Origin of the sequence: Congzhengia minquanensis (genome assembly GCF_014384785.1) — a bacterium.
In the GTDB taxonomy this organism is placed as follows: Bacteria; Bacillota; Clostridia; order UBA1381; family UBA9506; genus Congzhengia; species Congzhengia minquanensis.
The window spans coordinates 327,465-349,977 of sequence record NZ_JACRSU010000003.1; the positions used below are offsets into that span (position 1 = coordinate 327,465).

Annotated in this window: 17 protein-coding genes; 9 read left to right on the forward strand and 8 right to left on the reverse strand. The window is 45.7% G+C overall.

Going from position 1 to position 22,513, the window contains the following annotated elements; all coding sequences use genetic code 11:
• Complete coding sequence (locus H8698_RS09300) at nt 1–2,856, forward strand: UPF0182 family protein (RefSeq protein ID WP_249313102.1); 2,856 nt, start codon at nt 1–3, stop codon at nt 2,854–2,856.
• A 274-nt stretch (nt 2,857–3,130) separates the two neighbouring features.
• On the opposite strand, the gene H8698_RS09305 is transcribed toward H8698_RS09300, so the two are convergent.
• Nucleotides 3,131–4,333 (reverse strand): hypothetical protein, encoded by a 1,203-nt coding sequence (locus tag H8698_RS09305; RefSeq protein WP_249313105.1) that lies wholly within the window; start codon nt 4,331–4,333, stop codon nt 3,131–3,133.
• Nucleotides 4,334–4,381: 48 nt separating this feature from the next.
• Nucleotides 4,382–4,912 carry a cysteine hydrolase family protein gene (locus tag H8698_RS09310; RefSeq protein WP_249313107.1) on the reverse strand — a complete coding sequence of 177 codons (531 nt, stop codon included), beginning with the start codon at nt 4,910–4,912 and terminating at the stop codon, nt 4,382–4,384.
• 113 nt (nt 4,913–5,025) lie between these two features.
• Between H8698_RS09310 and H8698_RS09315 the strand changes: the two genes are divergently transcribed.
• Both H8698_RS09315 and H8698_RS09320 read left to right on the forward strand, forming a co-directional pair.
• On the forward strand, nt 5,026–6,291 hold the full coding sequence (locus H8698_RS09315; protein ID WP_249313110.1) for a glycoside hydrolase family protein: 1,266 nt from the start codon (nt 5,026–5,028) through the stop codon (nt 6,289–6,291).
• 98 nt (nt 6,292–6,389) lie between these two features.
• A complete protein-coding gene (locus H8698_RS09320; RefSeq protein WP_249313113.1) occupies nt 6,390–8,471 on the forward strand; it encodes a sodium-translocating pyrophosphatase in 2,082 nt (693 codons plus the stop codon).
• Between the two features lie 50 nt (nt 8,472–8,521).
• Here the strand turns inward: H8698_RS09320 and H8698_RS09325 are convergent, their stop codons facing one another.
• The 3 genes from H8698_RS09325 to H8698_RS09335 are packed head-to-tail and all read right to left on the reverse strand — an operon-like array spanning nt 8,522 to nt 10,785.
• Nucleotides 8,522–8,992 carry a GNAT family N-acetyltransferase gene (locus tag H8698_RS09325; protein ID WP_249313115.1) on the reverse strand — a complete coding sequence of 157 codons (471 nt, stop codon included), beginning with the start codon at nt 8,990–8,992 and terminating at the stop codon, nt 8,522–8,524.
• 26 nt (nt 8,993–9,018) lie between these two features.
• The gene (locus H8698_RS09330; protein ID WP_177677239.1) at nt 9,019–9,450 is read right to left on the reverse strand and encodes an ACT domain-containing protein; all 432 of its coding nucleotides are present in this window, start codon (nt 9,448–9,450) and stop codon (nt 9,019–9,021) included.
• Nucleotides 9,451–9,477: 27 nt separating this feature from the next.
• Nucleotides 9,478–10,785: a phenylacetate--CoA ligase family protein gene (locus H8698_RS09335; RefSeq protein WP_177677237.1), complete on the reverse strand. Its 1,308-nt coding sequence runs from the start codon at nt 10,783–10,785 to the stop codon at nt 9,478–9,480.
• A 260-nt stretch (nt 10,786–11,045) separates the two neighbouring features.
• Here H8698_RS09335 and H8698_RS09340 point away from each other — a divergent pair, with 260 nt between their 5' ends.
• The 6 genes from H8698_RS09340 to H8698_RS09365 all read left to right on the forward strand — a co-directional run bounded on the left by H8698_RS09340 (nt 11,046) and on the right by H8698_RS09365 (nt 18,177).
• A complete protein-coding gene (locus tag H8698_RS09340) occupies nt 11,046–11,273 on the forward strand; it encodes a FeoA family protein (protein ID WP_249313116.1) in 228 nt (75 codons plus the stop codon).
• A gap of 46 nt (nt 11,274–11,319) precedes the next feature.
• Nucleotides 11,320–13,458: a ferrous iron transport protein B gene (gene feoB / locus H8698_RS09345; RefSeq protein WP_249313118.1), complete on the forward strand. Its 2,139-nt coding sequence runs from the start codon at nt 11,320–11,322 to the stop codon at nt 13,456–13,458.
• Between the two features lie 121 nt (nt 13,459–13,579).
• The gene (locus H8698_RS09350) at nt 13,580–14,038 is read left to right on the forward strand and encodes a DUF2975 domain-containing protein (RefSeq protein WP_249313120.1); all 459 of its coding nucleotides are present in this window, start codon (nt 13,580–13,582) and stop codon (nt 14,036–14,038) included.
• 4 nt (nt 14,039–14,042) lie between these two features.
• Complete coding sequence (locus tag H8698_RS09355; RefSeq protein ID WP_249313122.1) at nt 14,043–14,255, forward strand: helix-turn-helix domain-containing protein; 213 nt, start codon at nt 14,043–14,045, stop codon at nt 14,253–14,255.
• Nucleotides 14,252–15,682 carry a DUF4153 domain-containing protein gene (locus tag H8698_RS09360; RefSeq protein ID WP_249313125.1) on the forward strand — a complete coding sequence of 477 codons (1,431 nt, stop codon included), beginning with the start codon at nt 14,252–14,254 and terminating at the stop codon, nt 15,680–15,682. Before H8698_RS09355 ends, H8698_RS09360 begins: the two co-directional genes overlap by 4 nt.
• Nucleotides 15,683–15,750: 68 nt before the next feature.
• The gene (locus tag H8698_RS09365) at nt 15,751–18,177 is read left to right on the forward strand and encodes a GDSL-type esterase/lipase family protein (RefSeq protein WP_249313127.1); all 2,427 of its coding nucleotides are present in this window, start codon (nt 15,751–15,753) and stop codon (nt 18,175–18,177) included.
• Nucleotides 18,178–18,233: 56 nt separating this feature from the next.
• On the opposite strand, the gene H8698_RS09370 is transcribed toward H8698_RS09365, so the two are convergent.
• From H8698_RS09370 to H8698_RS09380, 3 genes are read right to left on the reverse strand one after another with little or no spacing between them, the layout of a single operon-like run.
• Complete coding sequence (locus H8698_RS09370) at nt 18,234–19,205, reverse strand: substrate-binding domain-containing protein (protein WP_249313129.1); 972 nt, start codon at nt 19,203–19,205, stop codon at nt 18,234–18,236.
• Nucleotides 19,202–20,962, reverse strand: coding sequence for a cache domain-containing sensor histidine kinase (locus tag H8698_RS09375; protein ID WP_249313132.1), 1,761 nt, complete (start codon nt 20,960–20,962; stop codon nt 19,202–19,204). The genes H8698_RS09370 and H8698_RS09375 overlap by 4 nt, the downstream gene beginning before the upstream one ends.
• Entirely contained in the window at nt 20,925–22,511 is a 1,587-nt protein-coding gene (locus H8698_RS09380; protein ID WP_249313135.1) for a response regulator, read from the reverse strand. Before H8698_RS09380 ends, H8698_RS09375 begins: the two co-directional genes overlap by 38 nt.
• Nucleotides 22,512–22,513: the final 2 nt, after the last annotated feature.

Here is a 22,513-nt window from a genome sequence, read left to right on the forward strand (position 1 = left end):
ATGGATTTAAAAAACGGTTTTGGCGGCTTCGGAACCTTCGGCGGCTTTGGCGGTAATGACAGCTCAGGCGGCTTTGGCAGTGCGAAAGACATGGCCGAAAAGTTTAAACGGGGAAACGGCAAAATGACAAAGGGAAAAAAGATTTTGCTCATTGTAATTGTCGCGCTGGTTCTGCTGGTTCTGTTTGCCGGACGGATTTTAAACTTTGTAATGGACATTTGGCAGGTAAACGAGGTTGGAAGCGGCTATACAGACATCTTCTGGAAAAACTTTTTCTGCCGTTTGGCGGTGTCTGCATCTGGATTTTTAATTGTCTTTATCGCGGCAACCATCAACCTGTTTGTTTTACGCAGGCTCGCGTTTATTAAGCACACCAACGTTTCATTTTTAGAAAAGAAATGGCCCTATTTTCTGTTTGCCCTGGTATTTTCCGTTGTTTTCGGCGGAATTATGGGAGAAAACGCATATGTTGAGCTATTAACAGCGTTAAATTACACAGATTTTAATACTGTAGATCCGCTTTTTGGGCGCGACATTGGATATTACGTGTTTATTCGGCCGTTTTTTAACACCATAGTTACATCACTTAAGAGTGTGTTTCTGCTCCAAGCCATTTTGGTGGCGGTGGTTTATGTTGCTGTGTTTATGATGAGTGGCATTCGGAACGTGAAAGAAATGGTTATAACCCAGCGGGGAGCGCTGACCCACGTTTTGGCAAACGTGCTTCTTTACTACATCACAATGATTTTCTCCTACCGTTTGGCGGCGGAAGGATTGATGTACGGCAAGTTTGGCGGAAACGGCGACATTGTGGGCGCAGGTTTTATTGAGACGAATATCTGGCTGAAGTATTACCAGTTTGCCCCGTATATTATTTTGGCGGCAGTGTTATTTGCAGTGTTTTTCCTGTGGCGGAAAAAGTATAAAGCGTCTATTGGATTTGTTGCGGCTGTGCCTGTCATTTACTTGGCCGTGCTGCTTGTTTCTGTCTTGACGCAGCAGTTTGTGGTTGCGCCGGACGAGCGGAACCACCAGACGCCGTATATTAAGCATAACATGGAGGCAACACAAAATGCATTTGGCTTAAACGACATTCGCGAAGTGCAGTTCGATTTTAACAAGCAGCTGACAAACGACGTAATCCGCGAAAACAAAGATGAGCTATTAAACACCCGCGTGATTGATTTTGGCGCCAGCTTAACCGCCTATAACCAGCTGCAATATCTAAGAAAATATTATACGTTTAACGACATTGACGTGGTTCCTTATAATATTGACGGGAACTTAACCGGCGTGTTTATGTCCGCCCGCGAGTTAAATAAGGAAAATTTAGAGGAATCCGCCCGGTCTTACACCAACGAAAAATTCCGCTACACCCACGGCTTCGGCGTGGCTGCCAGCCCCTTTAACCAGATTACCGAAGACGGACAGCCTGCTTTTGTAATTAAGGACATTCCGCCGAAATCTACAAACGGTATGCCGGAAATTACCCAGCCGCGGATTTATTACGGCGAGAGCACCAACGACTATGTAATTGTTGGCTCAAACAATAAGGAACTGGACTATTCAGAAGGATACCAGGATATTGAATATACCTACGACGGCGACTCCGGCGTGCAGATGAGCTTCTTTAAAAAGCTGCTTTTTTCCATCTACTACGGCGACTATAAAATGTTCTTTTCCGGAAACATTGACAACAGCAGCAAAATTTTAATTAACCGCAACATCTCAGAGCGTGTGAAAATGGTCGCTCCGTTCTTCAAATATGAGGGTGACCCCTGCATCGTGGTAGATGACGACGGCAAAATAAAATGGGTGGTGGACGGATATACCTACTCCGACCAATATCCTTATTCCCAGAGCTTTAACGGTGTAAACTATATCAGAAACTCCGTTAAGGCCATTGTGGACGCTTACACCGGCGATGTTAAGTTTTACATCATTGACCCGGACGACCCCATTGTGAACACCTATAAAAAGATATACCCGTCGCTTTTTGCAGACGAACCCATTCCGGAAGCAATTAAAAACCATTTGACCGTGCCCGAGGGTTTGTTTACCCTGCAGTCGAAAGTATATCAGAGATACCATTTAGACGATGCAGGACAGTTCTACGACCAGTCGGACGTTTGGCGCGTGTCTACAGAGAAATATCAGAACAATGAAGTGACGGTTACGCCCTATTTCAATATGTTTACCATTGAAGGCGAAACAGAACCGGAGCTGGTTTTGACCATTCCCTACGTACTTGGCGATAAATATAACATGGTGGGAATTTTAATGCTGAGAAGCAGCCCGGAGCACTATGGAGAAATGGTGCTTTACCGCATTCCAAAAAGCAACACGGTTTACGGTCCGATGCAGATTGAAAATAAAATTGACAACGACCCGGACATTTCCCGTGAGATGACGCTGTGGGGTCAGGGCGGCTCAACGGTTATAAGAGGAAACCTTTTGGTAATTCCCTTCGAAAATTCCATTTTCTATGTGGAACCGGTGTATATCACGTCGCAGAACAATGCGTCGCTTCCTGAGGTGAAACGAATTATTGTTGCATATAAAGACGCGGTGGCCATGGCGCCGACGCTGGAGGAAGCGCTTTCAGAGGTTTTAAAAACCTCTGACGGGCTGAACCCCAGCCACCTGACGCAAACCACCGAACCGACGCAGCCCAATGGGGAGGATGTTACCCCTCCGGCTCAGAACAACGCGCCGGACCCGTCAAAAGCGGCGGAAGAAATACAAAAAGTGTTAGATGCTTACGATGCATTTAAGTCTTCCAGCGGCAAAAATGACTGGAATAAAATGGGTCAGGATTTGGATGAATTGGATAAGGCGATTAACGGTTTGCGTTAAATCCTAACCACCTGTCAATGGGGGATTATGATTGCTCTTTGAGCAAAATTGCCTGAAAGCATTAAAACAATTCTCGCGCCCCTAAGGGGGCGCGAGCAAAAATAGCGTGCATACAATATATGTTTCCGTGATAGAGAAATGATATATTGTATGCACTTTTGTTTATTTAACTTATTTTTTATAGGTGTGTCGTTTGTGTGAGTATCAATTAACGGCTATGTATTATTATAAATTTATTGCTGTTACTTACGCAAAATTTCCTGAGATTTTTTTCTCATATCTCCTTTTTTATTTCTTTTAATAACCAAAATGCGTTTATCAAATTTAAAGGAGCGCTGGAGTAATGATTGTCAAAATCAATCCGGTCACACAGATTTGTTACCGAACTTATTACATCATCGGGCGCATCGCCGCACAAAGCACCGATGGCGGCAGCATCACCTACATTCCTCACCGGATAAAATGACTGATTTTCCTCTAAAGAGCACTGGTTTGGATTGTAGTAGGGCATCTGCCCGATATATCCGTCAAATTTTGCAGGCATGTAGCGCCAGTCCCTGTATTGATAGCAAAAATCGTCTTTGTGCTCTGGCTTGCACAGTTCCTTTGAATATAAAACTGCTTGTCTGTGGTAATGCGCAGATGCACGTTTCATAAGATTTCTATATTTACTTTTATAAATTTCATCGTCTTCGGCGTCAAACAGCAATGCAAGGGAATATTGCATTTGAAGCACGGGATAAACACCGCCAATCTTTTCGTAATCAATTTTTTCGGAAAGAACGGTTGCTTCGTCACGATATGATAGGTACATCTTTTTCCAATGGTCGTCACCGCTGATTTTGAAAGCTGCGGCATAAAACATAGGCAGACGCAGATATTCGTGGGCTCCCAGCTGTCCCCACATTTTTTGTACAATACCAATTTTTCCGTCTTCCCGCAAAAGCTGAAAGTCATTTTCCTCTGTTACATCTGCTTCCATTCGTTTCGCAACGGAAACTAAGATGTTTTTCACATCTTCTTTCTGCTCACGGTCTGAAAGTCCCGAATCATAAAAACGATAAGCGCTGTATATCCAATGAGTATATTGGTCCCTTGAGCTGTTTATGTAGTGGGAAACGCCGTCAAAAGGCGACACACTCCTTACAATGAAGCCGCTGCGTTCAGATACCGTTGCACATAGCTTTAATCCTGCAAATAATTTATCGGCATATGGTTTTAATGCCGGGTCTTTCGTAACAAGATATCTTGAAACAACAGTATCCAGCATCATTGCGTTGTTAATTACGGAATCCTCCATGCCAATCCCCCAGCCACAGGGATTGGGAATTTGCCTGCGCACCATCTCAGGGCAGGGGAGAGTGCTGATTAATCCGTCTTTTTCCTGTGATACCCGGTAGTCATAAAACAGACTTGTTTTTTCATAAAACAAATTGCTCCATAAATAGTCCCAAGCTTTTTGAATTGAATCTGTCATTTGGTTTCCTCTTTCGTGTCTGCCTATTTAAAATAGCTCGGCGCAATTTTATTTGTTAATTACATTTACCTGCAGTCCCTGCAAAACGTCTAACGCTGCTTCATGCAGCTTTGGGTCGGCGCTTTTTGTAAGGGAAGCATCCACTGTGATGCCTGCATTCGGATATTTTGTTTGAAACACCACGGCATTGCTGAGGACGCAGATGTTTGAAACCAGCCCAACCAGCTCAATTTCGTCTGCCTCTTTTGGAAGTTTTTTAAACACCTCGTCTGAAATGTCAAGCCCAAAAGAGTTTTTGCAAAATCCGACTGCCTCCACATCCTTTAAAGCCCGGCCGGTTTCGCCGAAAACTTCCCAGCCATGGGTGTTTTTTATGCAATGTACCACGGGCAGGTTTTTGCCCTCGCGCGTGTTCAAATAGGTTTCTTCATGGGTGTCCAGCGTGTAGAATACGTTTCCTTTGCCATATTGCCGAATTTTTTCTGCTATCGGCTGGTCTAACAGTTCCGCGCCTGAAAAACCCAAACTGCCTGTAACAAAATCGTTTTGAAAATCAATTACGATTAATATTTTTTTCATCTTTCACACCTCTTTGTCTTAATTATAGTATCATGGGCTGAAAAAGTCAACGAAACAAGTTGACTTTTCGCTCAAATTTGATAAAATGGTGAAAAGAGAAGGGAGAGATGAAAATGTTTACAGATGCAAACGAGCTGGGTTTTCTGCCTCAAAACAACGGACAGGAGAACCAAAAGGCGCTTCAGGCAGCGCTGGATTCGGGCGGGACAATTGTGGTTTCCTGTCCGGGGGAATATGCCCTTTCCGGAACGGTTTATATTGGGTCTGACACGTCGCTTATCTGCGGAAACGGCGTATATGTTAAAAAGGTGAACGACTGCGGGGGTTTTACCCATGTAATTTTAAACAAAGGCGCGTTGAAAAAGCAATATGACCATCACATTTCAATTGAAAATCTGCAAATTATGGTGAATGGGGTGGACTGCCTGGATTTTGCGGTGTTTGGCCTGCGGGGGCAGCTTGGCTTTTTTTATGTGAAAGATTTAAAAATTACGGGCTTTCGTTGTATGGATTTAGGGGAAAAACAATACGGAATACACATTTGTACCTTTCGGGATGTGTTGGTTGATGATGTGAAAATCCGCGGTGATAAGGACGGCGTGCATTTGGGATGCGGCAAGCGGTTTACCATAAGAAACGGTGTGTTTCAAACCTTTGACGACGCCATTGCGCTAAATGCTCATGACTATGACACAGGAAATCCGGAGCTGGGCTGGATTGAAAACGGCGTTGTGAAAAATTGCCACGACCTAAATGCGGAAAACACCACCGGATATTTTTGCCGGATTTTAGCGGGAGCATGGCGGGACTGGTTTACTGGCATGAAGGTGCAAAAGTCGGACACGGTGGTATCTAACGGACGGCTGTACCGAGTAAAGGCAAAGGCGGACGGAACGGTTTACACATCTTATACACAGCCTGTTCATGAAGCCGGGGAACAAGTGTTAGACGGCATTTGCTGGGTAATGGCGCAAAGCGGCGCCGTTTATGGAGCGGGCGTGAGAAACGTTACATTCCGGGATATTTTTTTAGAAAAGGCCAGAACCGCGCACTTTTCCATTCACTTTGATAATGATAAATACAGCCGTTCTTACTACCCAGACGCAGAAATACCGGTTCAGGAGCATCTTGTGTTTGACAATATTCGTGTGCTCCATAACGAAAACAACGCGTTCCTATCAATTGAAACGCCGGTGGACACCGTGCACATTTTAAACTCGTTCCTGCGTGACAGCCGTGTTGTGTTTTATGACAACGGAGCGTTAAAAGACTATGGAAAGACGGTTCTAACCATTAGCCGGTGTCAATATTTTCAGGACAAAATTGTCGAAAACGGGATAAAAAACAAAAAGATTGAATTGCACGAAGACGAAAATTGAAAAGTGTAATTTTTTCCCAATAAATGTTTACAACAAAGGGAAAAAGTGGTATAATAAATATATTCAAATTATAATAAAAAAAGCGAGGGGTTGACACTATGGAGAATTACGCACCTTTTTTTGTTTTAGGCGCGGCTGTTTTAGCGTTGATTTTTGCAGCATATAAGTTTTTTGCTGTGAAAAAGTTGCCCGAGGGCACAGAACTGATGGCCTCGATTTCATCAAAAATCAGAAGCGGTGCCATGGCATATTTAAAACGACAGTATAAAACTGTGGGCATCTTTTTTGTGGTTATGGTCGTTTTGCTTGCTGTTTTAGCAGGCTTCGGCTTTTTAACGCCATTTGTTCCGTTTGCCTTTTTAACAGGCGGATTCTTTTCCGGCCTGTCCGGCTTTGTTGGAATGAAAATTGCAACCTATGCCAATTCAAGAACTGCCAACGGTGCAAAAGAAGGCCTGAACAAGGGGTTAAAAATTGCCTTTTCCTCAGGAACCGTAATGGGAATGACGGTTGTCGGCCTTGGCCTTTTAGATATCAGCGTGTGGTTTATTCTTTTAAAATTTGTGTTTCGGCTTCCCATTGATGAAATTATGGCGGCCATGCTCACCTTTGGTATGGGCGCAAGCTCTATGGCCCTGTTTGCAAGGGTCGGCGGCGGCATTTTTACAAAGGCTGCCGACGTTGGCGCAGACCTTGTGGGCAAGGTTGAAGCGGGAATTCCGGAAGATGACCCGAGAAATCCTGCTGTTATTGCAGACAACGTGGGTGACAACGTAGGCGATGTTGCCGGAATGGGCGCAGACCTTTACGAGTCTTATGTCGGCTCAATTATTTCCTGCGGCGCGCTGGCTGTTGCGGCAGGTCACGGCATAGGCGGCGTTTTGTTGCCAATGCTGATTGCGGCAATTGGAATTGTTGCATCCATCGTTTCCACCTTTTTTGTTTCCACCAAAGAGAGTGCAACGCAGAAAATGCTCTTAGGCTCCTTGCGCAAAGGAACATATTCCGCGGCAATTATTTCTGCAATTGCAAGTTTTATTTTAATTTGGAAATTAATGCCCGGAGAAAACGGCCTGTTCGGCGCAGTTATCTCAGGACTTGTGGCGGGCGTTTTAATTGGATTTTTTACAGAATATTACACGTCCGACTCGTATAAACCGACGCAAAAGCTCTCAGAATCGTCGGGAACCGGCGCAGCAACCATTATCATTGACGGCATTGCACTGGGAATGCGCTCTACCGCCATTCCGGTTATCATCATTGGAATTTCTGTTATTGCAAGCTATTTCTTTGCGGGCGGAATGGGCTCGTTTGAAAGCGGACTTTATGGCGTGGGTCTTTCCGCTGTGGGAATGCTTTCAACCTTAGGCATCACTCTTGCAACCGACGCATATGGCCCTGTTGCAGACAACGCCGGCGGCATTGCTGAAATGAGCGGGCTGCCCGGCGAGGTTAGAGAGCGGACAGACGCGCTGGACTCTTTGGGCAACACCACCGCGGCAACAGGCAAAGGCTTTGCCATTGGTTCTGCCGCGCTGACGGCCTTGGCGCTGATTGTATCTTATACCGATAAAATTCAAGACCTTGACCCAACAAAGCTTAATTTAACCATCACAAACCCTGCAACGCTCATTGGATTGTTTGTGGGCGCAATGCTGCCGTTTTTGTTCTCGGCCATGACCATGCAGGCAGTGGGGCGGGCAGCACAGAAAATTGTTGTAGAAGTTCGCCGCCAGTTCAGAGAAATTAAGGGTCTGCTTGAGGGAAAAGCCGAAGCAGATTACACAAGCTGTGTGGACATCTGCACAAAATCTTCGTTGAAAGAAATGGTTGCCCCTGCGGCACTGGGCGTTTTGGCGCCGATTGTTGTTGGCCTTGTGCTTGGGTGCAACGGCGTTGTGGGAATGCTGGCAGGCGCTTTGGTGTCTGGCTTTGTTCTGGCTATTATGATGGCAAACTCCGGCGGCTCGTGGGACAATGCAAAAAAATATATTGAAGCCGGAAACTTTAACGGAAAGGGTTCCGAAAACCACAAGGCGGCTGTTGTGGGCGACACGGTGGGCGACCCCTTCAAAGATACCTCCGGCCCCTCTGTTAACATTTTAATTAAACTTTTATCTATGGTTTCCATTGTGTTTGCGTCCATTGTTGTGACCTATGGCGGATTTGGACTGTTTTAAAACAGAATATATAAAACGAGCAAGCCATTTGGTTTGCTCGTTTTTTTTAATTACGTTATTGTTGGTGCGGCATAAACCCGAACCGGCCCGCTGCTGTCGTTAGCCATGGTTAAAAATGACCAGCCGCACTTTTCATAAAATGTTGTGTGATCTGTTATTAAATAAAGCGTTGAAAACCCCGCCTTGCCTGCGTCTTTGCGCGCAAAATCTAAAATAGACCTTGCAATGCCGTTGTTCCGATATTCAGGCTCCACAAACAGGGCGCACAGGTTGGGTGTTAAATCTTTCCGGTCATGAAAATCGTTTTCAATTATGCCCGCCCCTGCAACAATTTCCTGTTTCGTGTTTAAAACAAGATACCACCGGGGAATTTTTGATTTCTGCATGAGGCTTTCTTTCATACTTGTGCGGTATTCCGCTAACGGAACGCCCCATTTGCTGTGAAACCAATGGGAGGCTTTGTCGAGAAGCTCAGGCTGGTCTTTCAGACAAATGAATATGGCGTCTTTACCATTATTCATTTTTTCACCTCCTGCTGAATCCGTTTTTAAAGCTTTTCAATGTCCTGTTTCGTAACGAGCTTAATGCCGTTTTGTTTTAAAATTTCTTCCGCGCGGTCGTTATCCTCCACACGAATCACAGTATAGGCATGCTGTTTGGATATGGTAATAAAGGCATACATATATTCAATATTAATTCCGTTGTTTGCCAAAAGCTTCATAATGTCTGTCAGCGCGCCGGGACGGTCGAAAACAGCGGCGGCAATTACCGGGGTTTCAGAAACCACATAGCCGTTATCTTCAAGAGCCTTTTTTGCCTTCTCAATGTCGTTTACAATGAGGCGCATAATGCCAAAATCCTTGGTGTCGGCAATTGACATTGCCCGAATGTCAACACCGGCATGGCCCAGCGTGTCGGTAATTTCATAAAGTGTTCCGGGTCTGTTTTCCACAAAAATTGATAACTGGCTGATTGTCATGCAAAACACTCCTTTTTCATTTTTTATTTAAACCAATTTCCGCTTGTCAATTACCCTAACAGCCTTGCCCTCGCTGCGGGCAATGGTTTTCGGGGGAACAAGGTGCACAGCAGGGCTGATTCCCAGCATGGTTTTAATTGCCTCTGCAAGCTTTTTCTCCCGGCCTGTTACTGATTTTACGGTGTCTGAGAACATCTCGGGAGAAAGCTCCACGTTGATGTCTAACGTATCGGTGTTGTTTTCGCGGTCAACAACAATTTGGTAGTTGGGCGAATATCCCTCGTTTAGCAACACGGTTTCAATCTGTGACGGGAACACGTTAACGCCGCGGATAATCATCATATCGTCGCTTCTGCCCATTGGCTTTGTCATTTTTACAAAGGTTCTTCCGCAGGAGCATTTCTCACGGGATAATACACAAATGTCGCGGGTGCGGTAGCGAAGCAGCGGGAACGCCTCTTTGGTGATTGAGGTGAACACCAGCTCGCCCTTGCTGCCTTCGGGCAGCACTTCGCCTGTTTCGGGATCGATAATTTCGGCAATGAAATGGTCTTCGTTAATATGCATACCGGTCTGCTCGCTGCACTCAAACGAAACTCCCGGGCCGCTTGTTTCGGTTAAACCATAAATATCATAGGCTTTAATTCCCAATGAGTTTTCAATATCTCTGCGCATTTCTTCCGTCCACGGTTCGGCGCCGAAAATGCCGGCTTTCAGCTTGTTGTCCTCCGGCTTATAGCCCCGCTCCTTTAAGCTTTCGCCGATATAAGCGGCATAAGATGGCGTACAGCACAAAATTGTTGACCCCAAATCCATCATAAACTGAATTTGGCGTTCGGTGTTTCCCGACGACATGGGCAACGTTAAACAGCCCACCTTGTGGGAACCGCCGTTTAAGCCCGGACCGCCGGTAAAGAGACCATAGCCGTAACAAACCTGGCACACGTCTTCGTTGGTTCCGCCTGCTGCCACCACGGCGCGGGCACAGCAGTCCTCCCAAAGGTCAACGTCGTGCTGGGTGTAAAACGCAACAACGCGCTTGCCCGTGGTGCCTGACGTAGACTGAATTCTCACACACTCAGACAGCGGTTTTGCCAACAAGCCGTAAGGATAGGCCTCGCGCAGGTCTGCTTTCGTCAAAAACGGAAGCTTATGTAAATCTTCAATGCCGTGAATGTCTTCCGGTGTAACGCCTTTTTCGTCCATAAGCCTGCGGTAGTAGGGAACATTTTCATAAACATGTTTCACTTGTTTTACCAGTCTTTCCGATTGCAGCGCACGGATTTTCTCCACGGGCATTGTTTCAATTTCCGGCTGGTAGTAGTTCTTTTCCATTTTCTTTCCTCCTGATGCACCATATGTTGCATTTAATTAAAAATTGACATATATTTTTATTATACCATATTGTTGCCGTTTTGCAAAATGGATTTTAGAAATAGCATATAAAATGAAACTTTTTTTTCTTGTGCAGAAAACATGAAATTTTTTGTCGGAAAACTGGGATTACTGCGTCACGAAACACTTTCTGCGGCATATACTGAGATTGAGAAGCAAATTTCAAATTTTAGCTTTACAGGATAAGGAGCTGAATGTGTATGAAGGGTAGTTGCTTATCGGTGCTGCGTCCCGGCGAATATGGCGTGGTGTCGGGCCTTTCCGGAGAAAACGGGATCAAGCGGAGACTGCAGGATTTAGGACTGGTTGAAGGAACAAAAGTGTTGTGCCTGCAAAGAAGCCCGCTGGGGGATCCAACGGCATTTTCAATCCGTGGTGCGGTTATTGCGCTGCGGGAAGAAGATTCATCAAACATATTTATTAAATAGAATCGGCGGCAGATTTGCCGCCTTTACATAATCAGGAGGTGGGTTCATGGGATTAACAAAGGCATCAACCGGGGCTGCTGCTGTTGATTGTTTCGCGTATGATGCGCAGGAGGACGAGGGAACCCGTATTGCACTCGCGGGAAATCCAAATGTTGGAAAAAGCACGGTTTTCAACGAGCTTACGGGCATGCACCAGCACACAGGAAACTGGCCGGGCAAAACGGTTACCGGTGCGAAGGGAGAATGTACATATAAAGACACAAAATTTACGTTCGTTGACTTGCCGGGCTGCTATTCGCTGATGGCACATTCTGCAGAAGAGGAGGTTGCGCGGGATTTTATATGTTTTGGCGAGCCTGATGCAGTTGTTGTAGTGTGCGACGCCACATGCTTGGAGCGAAACTTAAATCTGGTTTTGCAGACCATTGAAATTACCAAAAAGACCATTGTTTGCGTAAATTTGATGGACGAAGCAAGAAAAAAGAAAATCGCTATTGACATTAGAAAATTAGAACAGCTGCTGGGGGTGCCTGTGGTTTGCACTGCGGCAAGAAGCGGAACCGGGCTGGAAGAGCTTTTAGAAAAGCTTGAGGAAAAGGTGAAACAGCCGAATGAAACAAGCATTCCCGTTGTGTATGAGGAAAGCTTAGAAAAAGCAATTCACATGGTAGAAAAGCAAATTTTGAACATCTGTAAAGACAAAATTAGTCCGCGGTGGACGGCCTTAAAGCTCATTGAGGGCGACGTGCAGGCCATTGATTCCGTGACCTGGTATCTTGAAACCGACATCAAAATGGCCGCGGGTGAAAGTGTAGAAAGTGCGCGGGCGCTTTTAAATGAAAACGAAATGAATGACAGCAATCTTCAGGATAAAATTGTTTCATCAATTGTAAAGCGGGCCGAAGAAATTGCCGAGGAAACCGTAACGTTTGAAAACGAGAAATACGATGAGAAGGACAGGAAAATCGACAGGGTTTTAACAGGAAAATGGGGCTTCGGCGTAATGCTGTTTATGCTTTTAATTATTTTCTGGCTCACCATTGCCGGTTCGAACTATCCGTCCCAGCTGCTCAGTGCATTTTTGTTTCAAACAGAGGAATGGATTTACAATGGACTTTCCTACATAGGCTGTCCGGTATTTATCCTTGAAATGGCGGTGCATGGCCTTTACAGAATGCTGATTTGGGTGGTTTCTGTTATGCTGCCGCCAATGGCGATTTTCTTTCCGCTGTTTACCCTGCTGGAGGACTTGGGATATCTGCCCCGGGTGGCGTTTAATTTAGACAAATGCTTTAAAAAGTGTAGCGCCTGCGGCAAACAGGCGTTGACCATGTGTATGGGATTTGGCTGCAATGCGGCGGGAGTTGTGGGGTGCAGAATTATTGATTCACCCCGCGAGCGGCTTATTGCCATGATAACCAACAATTTTGTACCGTGCAACGGCAGGTTCCCCACACTCATTTCCATAATCTCCATGTTTGTCATCACTGCCGCAGCGGGATTCTGGCAGTCGGCTGGGAGTGCGGTGGTTCTGCTTGGCGTAATCATGCTGGGAATATTCATGACGTTTCTCGTGTCGAAACTTCTGTCGGTAACAGTTTTGAAGGGGGTGCCGTCATCGTTTACGCTGGAGCTTCCGCCCTATCGGAAGCCGCAAATCGGAAAAGTTTTAATTCGCTCCATTTTTGACAGAACGTTGTTTGTGCTGGGCAGGGCGGCAGCGGTAGCGGCGCCTGCAGGGCTTATCATCTGGCTGATGGCAAACGTAACAGTGGGGGGGAACACGCTTCTTGCAATATGCTGCGGCGCATTAGACCCCTTTGGCCGGGCAATTGGCATGGACGGCGTTATCATTATGGCATTCATTTTGGGATTTCCGGCAAATGAAACGGTGATTCCGATTATGCTCATGGCATATCTTTCCGGCGGAAGCCTGATGGAGGCTGCGTCTTTAAGCGAACTGCGCCAGGTGCTTGTTTCAAACGGCTGGACTTATGTTACGGCAATCAACGTTATGCTGTTTTCTTTGATGCACTGGCCATGCTCCACCACACTGATGACGATTAAAAAAGAATCCGGCAGCATGAAATGGACGCTTGCAGCAGCGGCAATTCCAACGGCGATGGGCATTGGCTTATGTTTTCTTGTAACGCTGACAGCAAAATTCGTAACCGGTATCATTTAAACTTTATCTTTAAAGTCAATAATTATTTATTGTTTTTCAATAAATAATTATTGACTTTTATATTTTTGTATGCTATAATCCAGTTAAGAATTGGCACAATAAACTTTGGGAGGTAGTTTTTATGTATAAAAACACGGTTACACATTATGTTACAAAGGTCTTGGTGGACATTATGTTTTATGGCGGAATTGTATGTGTGGCGGCTGTTCCTTGGCTGACAAAGTATTTATGCTTCCTTTTGGACAAGCCTGCAGACAGCCAGTTTTATTACATAACGTCGGCAATTTTGTTTGCATCGGGAATTTGTGCTGTTTTCATTCTATTGAATTTAAAACAAATGTTTCAAACATTGCTGGGCGGAAATCCATTTGTGGAAAAAAACATTTCCGCTTTTCGGAGGATGGCTGCGGCATGCGGCGTTATTTCGTTTATTTTCACTATAAAGTGTTTTTTGCTGTTTTCTCTGGCAACGGTGATTATTGTGCTGGTGTTTGCAATTGGCGCGTTGTTTTGCCTGACGTTAAAGGACATTTTCAAACAGGCAATGTACTATAAAGAAGAACATGATTGGACGGTGTAAAAAAATGCCAATAATCGTTAATTTAGATGTTATGATGGCAAAACGGAAAATTGGACTTATGGAGCTTGCAGAAAAAATGAATATTACGCCTGCAAATCTTTCTATACTGAAAAACAACAAGGCCAAAGCAATTCGCTTTTCAACGCTGGAGGAAATTTGCAAGGCGCTTTCCTGCCAACCGGCAGACATCTTAGAATGGAGAGAGGAAGAACAATGATTGGTGAAAGTAAAACTTACGCAACGAAACTTACATTGGAAAACAGAACAAAAATAAAACTACTGATTTATGGTATGTTATCTGCTGCCGGTTTTTCCTATCTGGTTCTTCCGGAATATGCAGGAATCAGCGTGCCGGTGTTTGCCGTGCTGCAATTGATTTGCCTGTGGTTTGTTGTGCCGGATAAAAAACGGCTGTGGCGGTATATTCCTATTTTTATTTTATCTTTAAACGCGGTTTTGAGTGAAAATAATATTTGGCGCGGGTGGAATCTCCTAGTCAGCATCTTTCTTTATGGGTTTATGTTTTCAGACCTTAATGGCCGTTTTTTCCCCAATTTGTTTGGCACAACAATAGCGCCATTCCGCCATTTTTCAAAGCCTTTTCGCTGGATTATAGAGGCAAACAAACAAAAAGCGCCTGTGATTAAAAGGGTGCTTGCTGCACTTTGCATTACGGTTCCTGTGTTAATTTTATTGCTTGTATTGTTATCTTCTGCTGATATGGTTTTTGGAACTGGAATTTCTAACTTTACTCAAAAAGCGTTCCATTCCATAAGTTTTTACGCTGTGTGGAAAATCGCGCTGGGGTTATTGGCCGGGTTTTACCTGTTTGGAATGGTGTGTCATTCCTATTCTGAACGCAATATGGCGGCTTTATCCGCAAAACCGGCGAAACAAGGAGATACGCTCATATTAAATATTTTGCTGTTTGCAATAGCGGCGGTATATACGATCTTTGCAGTTGTCCAGTTTCGGTATCTGTTTGCAGAGCAGACGCTGCCCTATGGACTAACCTACACAGAATATGCGCGAAAAGGTTTTTTTGAACTGCTGTTTTTAACGGGGATTAATATTTTTATCATTTTATTGACTGTTCATTTCACAAAGCATAAAACAGGGCCGGCTGCGAAAACGATAAGGGCGCTGTGCGTTTACCTGTGCGCAATGACTCTGGTTTTATTAGCCTCATCGTTCTACCGCATGTGGCTTTATAACGAGGATGACGGCTTAACACGGCTGCGGTTTTTGGTGTTTGGATTTTTAATTTTCGAGGGTGTGGGGCTTCTTGCAACTTTTTATTATATTATAAAACCCAAATTTGATATCATTGCAGTATATTTAGGGATAGGGCTTGCCTATTATCTTGTGTTAAACCTTGTTCCAATGGATTATTTTGTGGCAAAAAGTCAGGTGGATATGTATTTAGAAGGAAGACGCAAAGGCGTGGAATATGCCTTAACGCTGTCATCTGACGCAGCGCCGCAGATTGCGCGTCTAATTCATACCGATGCGAAAGAACAGGCAGAAACATATTTTGAGCGGCAGAACAAGCGCTATGCTCATCTTCCCAAACGGTGGCAGCGGTTTAATTTCTCCTCAGAGGCGTGTCGTAAAATTGGCTTAAACAACCGGACGGAACAATAAACCATGACTTGAAAGCACGTGGCGCATGTGCTATAATAAAGGTATCAAAATAAGGAGAGGAGATAAAAATGAAAAAGCTTTTATGTGTACTATTAACAACATTGCTCCTTTTGAGCCTGCTTATTCCGTTTGCAGGGGCGCAAGGAGCGGAAAATGTGGCACCGGATGGCGAAACTGTAATTGAACTGGAAGATTATTATGACCAGTATGGAAAAGAAAACGATAACGCCAGCGAAGGCAAGCTGCTTTATACTACTTGGGGCAGCGGCACCATTGAAGAAATTAAATTGGAAATTATAATCAATGTGGAAAGAGAAGGCTATTACAGCACAGAATATTCTGCAAGCAGCAGAAACGGCAACGAATATTTAAGCCTTGTGCAGTTTGCAGTAGACGGCGCTGGGATTGGCGACAACAATGCAAAGGGAACACCGATTGCAGACGGATATATGAACGATTCAGACTTTATCGTGTATCGTTACGGCGGCGCTCCGGTTTATCTCACACCGGGTGAACATACGCTGCAGGCAACTGTGGGTGTTACGAAAGACAGCCGCATAAAATTTGCAATGGATTATGTTAAGTTCATTCCAAATCAAGCGCAAGTAGTCGGTGGCGAAAAGGTTATACTTGAGTTTGAGGACTATGCAGATAAATTTGTGACAGAAAATGAAAACGCCAGCGGAGGCAAGCTGGTTTATACCTCATGGGGAACCGGCGTGCCGACATATACTATTTCAATCCCTGTTAACGTATTGAGCAGCGGATATTACAATTCGGAATTTGCTGTTGCAAAGCACCCGGACAAAGTTGGGACCAGCGACGTCATTTTAAAAATTGACGACACAGAAATTGGAAGCAATAAACACACTTCGCCGGGGGAGGACATTTCAAACAGCAATACATATGTAAATGAAACATGGCCCATGCATCGCTATCAGGGTAAAACGGTTTTTTTAGAAGCCGGAATGCATGTTTTAAAAGCAGAGGTGGGGACCACGGGTGACGGTGTAGTCAAGTTTGCTGCAGATTATATAGCGGTTATGCCCAGCGCCGGCTTTAATGTTTCGGCTTCGGGTGCGCGGTTTGAGTTTGAGGACTTTGACGAAAAGTATGTTACCGAAAATGAAAATGCCAGCAACGGGAAACTGCTCGCAACATCCTGGGGAAAAGATGAAACCTATCAGGTAGAATTTCCTGTTAACCTGCAGGAAAACGGTTTTTACCGCGTGAAATATTCTATGGCCCAGCATCCGAACAATATTGGAGTCAGCGACGTGCAAATGCTGATTGACGGCGCGGCGATTGGAGACAACGCACCTGGCAGCGGCGAAGACATTTCAATGGATAAAACATATTTTAATGACATTTTACCGATGTATGTCTATTCTACTGAACATTATTTTGACAAGGGCTCCCACGTTGTGACACTGGATGTGAAAACCACCGGCAACAATGTGGTAAAATTTGCGGCGGACTATATTTCTTTTGAGAAAAATATGACAGACAAAGCCGTGGTTGGCGACGGTACGGTGGAGGTCATTGCTAACTTCGATAAGGCTGTATCCGGAACCGCCATTGCTGCTTTATATCGCGGCAAACAGCTGGTGGGAGTGGCGCAAAAGCCCGTTTCGGACGAATCTACTGTAATGGTTGATGTTAAATCCAACGAGGCTCCGGAAACGGCAAAGATGTTTATTTGGGAAGATATGCAAAATATTGTTCCGCTTGCTGTCAGTAAGCTTATCACAAATATTGAGAACGCTCCAATCAACATTTTCCTTTTAGGCGATTCTGTTTGTGTTCAATATGCGGAAAGCGAGTTTCCGCAGCAGGGCTGGGGCTATTATATGCAGGAGCAGTTTGAAAGCGGCGCCAATGTTAGCAACAGGGCGGTTGGCGGTACCAGCACAAAAACATATCAAACCTTGGGATATTGGGAAAAGGCGATTGCCCAAATTGAAGAAGGCGACTTTGTGCTGATTAATTTCGGACTGAACGATTTTTATAATATCAGCGAAACAGGAAAAGGCACAACCATTGAACAATATAAAGAGAATTTAACCATGTATTGCAATGAGATTTTCAAAAAGAACGCAACGCCTGTTTTGGTAACGCCGCTGCCCGAATGCAAAACTTCTTCGGTGCCGGCGTTAAAAGAACGCGGAGAAGCAATGAAAGAGGTTGGCGCATCCATTGGCGTTACGGTGATCGACATGAACACCGCGCTGGTAGAACAGTGGCTGACAGACAGCACAGGAACTGTAACAGAGGCCCAATGCACGAAAGCGTTTGAGCAGTATTACTTGTCCGAGGCCGCATTTTTACGGCTGGAAAAGGAATACGGCAAAACAGTGTCTGATGCAAAGTGGGAGTATATTAAAAACACACCCGACCGCACGCATATTAATATTGACGGGGCAACTTTTTTTGCAGAAACACTGTGCGGGTTTTTAAAAGAAACAGATTTAAGAATTGCAGACTATTTAAAATAGTAAAATCTCCTATGGTAATTTCTTTTATTTTACCATAGGAGATTTTTTTATTGCTTTTACTCCATAAACATGAACAAAAACTTTTGGTTTTCTTCATCATACATGTTTTCCCGGGTGATTACCCGGGTATTGGTTAGAATGTTTCCTTTCACCTTTTTATCGTCTAAAATGTCGCATATGGCTGTGAGCGACAAATATCCCATATTAAACGGTTCTTGGCTCACCACAGCGGAAACCGCGCCGCTTTCTAAATATTTAATCTCTGTGAAAGATGAGTCGAACCCCACCACATGAATGTTTTCAAGCAGCCCTAAGTCCCTTGCGGCGTTCACCGCGCCCACGGTAGACGGCTCGTTCAGTCCCACAATGCCCGTCACGTCCGGGTGCTCCGTCAATAGCTGATACACACCGTTGTAGGCGTTTTCCGGCACGGAGTCGCTGTAAACCACGGGCAGGGCGCTTGCCCCTGTGCCATATCCGTCAAAAAAGCCGCTTATGCGCTGACGGCCTGTTGACGAAATTTCCGAGTGGGCCGCAACAATAATTTTGCCCTGGCCGCCGGTGAGCGCGTGCAGAGTTTTGCCTGCCTTTTGCCCTGCGGCAAAATTGTCGGTGGCAATTAAAACGTGCCCGTCGTCTAAATTCACGTCGCTGTCTAAACAAACGTAGGGAATTTTGGCGGCTTTCATTTTTTTTGCGCTTTCTATCAGCGCGTCTTCGTCGGTGGGAATGAAAATTACCCCGTCGGGCTTTCTTGCAATTACCTCGTCTGTCAAGGCAATTTGCCCTGCAACGTCGCTTTCATAAAGGGGCGCGTCAATGGTAACATGCACGCCCTGTTCCTCTGCCGCAAGCTCAATGCCCTTGTTCACCGCCGTCCAGAACTCAATGCCCGTATCCGACGATTTGCCGATTACCGCAATGGTATAGTCCTTTTTTTCTGCGGGGTAGAACATCACCAGCGCTACCGCCGTCAGCAGCGCCGCCACGGTGAGGCCGGTTATAATTCGGTTGTAAATTGGTTTCATGCGTCCCCCTCCTTTGTGCCTGTTTTGGGAAGCAAAATCATGACCCGGGTGCCGCGCCCCGGTTCGGAGGAGTAGGTGAGGCCATATTCTTCGCCAAAATAGAGTTTAATGCGTTTGTCTACGTTTTTAACGCCAATGCCGGACGAATGCCTGCCGCCAGCCGCAGGTTCGCTGTTTGCGTCAAGCAAACTGCGGATTTGCTCCTTTGTCATGCCCGTGCCGTCGTCTTCTACGTTCAGAATGAAATCTGCCCCGGCGTCGAAACCAGAAATTACCACCATGCCCGGCCCGTTTTTCTCTTTAATGCCGTGATAAATAGCGTTTTCCACTAACGGCTGGAGCATAAGCTTAATTACCAAACAGCCATACAGCTCCCCGGGAATGTCGATTTTAAAGTTTAACTTATCCGCGTAGCGGTATTTTTGAATGGTTAAATAAGATTCAATGTTTTTCAGTTCCGTTTCCAGCGGCACAAGCTCGTTTTGGTCTGATATGCTGGAGCGGAACAGATTGGAAAGGGCCAGGGTCATTTCCACCACGTCCTGCGATTTTTCCATCTCTGCCATCCACACAATGGAGTCTAACGTGTTGTAAAGAAAATGGGGATTAATTTGTGCCTGCAGAGCCTTTAACTCGCTTTTGCGCTTGTTTTCCAGTTCCTCCTTGTTTTTTTCCACCAGTTCGTCAATGTGGGAGAGCATGGTGTTAAACACGCTGGCTAACCGGCCGATTTCGTCTTCCGTGGTGATGTTCACCTTTGTGTCAAACGCGCCCTGCTCGGCCCGGCGCATTCCGGCAATGAGCTGGTTCATGGGCTTTGTCAGCATGGAGGAAAGCTTTTGGGAAATGAAAAAGCCAATTGCCAAAAACACCAAAAACAGCACAATATAGGTGTTGTTCACCATGCGCCGGTAGGTGAGGATTTCTTTTAAATCGTAGGTTCCTGCCACTTTCCAGCCGCTTTTTTGCGAGGTTTCCACGGTGTAGTAGCGGCCTGTGGCGTCGTTCCTTGTGGTAAACGCCGTGCGCGGATCGCGGCTCACAACGTCGGTGGCCTCTTGCTTGATGTTGGCATAAATTAATTGCTGGTGGGGGTGGTAAACCATGCTGCTGCTGTTTAATATGAACACATATCCGTTTTCGCCCAGCGTAATGTTTACGCACAGGTCGCGGATTACGTTATAGTTTAGGTCAATCAGCAAAACGCCGGCAGGCGCGCCGTCTTTGTTTCTCACGGTTTTCGCCATGGAGATAACCCAGCGGTAATCGTCTTTGATGATATTCTGCACATAAGACGAGGTGATGGCATAGCCGCTGTCTGCGGCCTTCGCCTGCTGATACCACTGGGTTTCCTGATAGTTTGCATAGGGGTTTAGGGTTTGGTTTTCCTTGTCTAACACAACCCTGCCGTCGTCTGAAAACAAAATGATGCTGCTGATGTCGCTGCGCACGCTTAAAACCGCGTTCATGCGTTCCCGCACCTCTTGGCCGTTATCCGAACCGGACAAAAAGCGTTTTACGTCGGAATCGGCCGCTATGGTGTCGGAAATGTTGTCCATGTAGCTGATGTAGTTGTCCACCTGGTCAGACAGCATTCCCACCAGCTTTTGAGTGTAGGCTATGGTGTTGTTTTCCATAATGCGCAGGGTGAAATAATACGACAGCGAGAACACCGTCGCAGTGATGGTGAAAATTAAAATAATAAAGGAAATCAGAATTTTAAAGCGAATGCTTTTCGTGTATTTCATGTTTTTCATTTCTGTAGTCCTTCGGCGTCATGCCCGTATGTTTTTTGAAAATTACGCTGAAATAGTGGGGATCGGCATAGCCGCTCCTTTCGGCAATTTCATACAGCTTAAAATCGGTGGTGGAAAGCAGGCTTTTTGCCTTTTCAATCCGCAGATCTGTTAAATATTCCAAAAACGTTTTGTGATACTTTGCCTTAAACAGCGCGCTGAAATAGCTTTGGCTCACAGAGAGAAAGTCGCAAACGTCACTGAGGGACAAGTCCTGAGATGCAAAGTTTGCCCGGATATATTCCTCAGCCCGCTCCATTAACAGCCTGGAAAAGCCGCCCTTTGCACTGTTAATGCACGAAATGCACAGCTCGGTGAAGGCGAGGAGGGAAGCTTTTAACTCATCCGGGCCAACGCTGTCTGAAATTTCGGGAATAGAAAAGGTGCGCAGGTTGTCCGCGCAGGTTTCTGTCAGTTCCTCCACGGCTTCTGCCGCGTCTGCTGCCATGTCGTGAATATATACGTTAATGCGGGCATAAGACAGGTATTTTCGCCGCATGTGGTCCAGCATGGCGGAAACCACTTCTTTTGCTTCATTCCCCTGACCTTGGCGAATGGCTTTCACAAACTCGGCGTTGTAGCGCTTTGCATGGAACTCCGGCATAGACTCGCCCTTGCCCAGCCCCTCTGTGAAAATCACGCTGCCGTCTTCAATCATGGCATTTAAGGCAGCAATTTCCGCTGTTTTTTGAAACAGCGCGGGAAGGGCAGCCAAATCTTTTTCCTGGTCGCTGACGTAAACAGACAAGCTTACGCCTAAGGATAGGCTGGCCTCTCTTTGAATTTTATTTGCCATGCGTTCTGCTTTTGTGCCATCATTTAAAATGAGCACTGTGTTTTCAAACGCAAAGGCTGTGCCGTCTGCTCCCGAAATCTCTCCGGCCAACTGCGCCAGCGAAGCGTTAATATCCTTTGGGGTAACACTTTGTTTTGCCGCTGCTTTTGCCAGCCTGTCCACACAGAAAATAAGCACGCGATAGCCGTTTCTTTGCGGAGATATGCCAGCCTCGGCGGTTAAGGCCTCCGGCGGCAATTGGCCAGAAACCGCGGCCCTCAGCGCGTCTTCCCGCATAATCTGTTCCGAGCGGGTAAGCTTGTTTTCCATCTGTGTCAGCTTTTGCAGCTCCTCGGTTTCGCGGTCTAACTCCTGTTTAATGCGTGCCAATAGTTCCCGCAGAATTTTTGCCGAAATGGGTTTTAGCACATAGTCGTTTACTTTAAGAGCCACTGCGGCTTTTGCATATTCAAACTCGCTGTGGCCCGTTAAAAACACAATTTTTGTTTTGGGAAACCGTTCTTTTGCTTCCTCTGCCAGCGCAATACCGTCCATTACGGGCATGCGAATGTCGGTTATCACCAGTTCGGGGCGGTGTTTTTCCATAAGCGCAAGAGCCTCGCGGCCATTTTCGCACATGCCGCAAAGGGAAAAACCCGCAGCAGCAAAGTCCACGGTTTTGGCAATGCCTTCCCGCACGTTGGGCTCGTCTTCCGCTATAATCACGCGATACATGC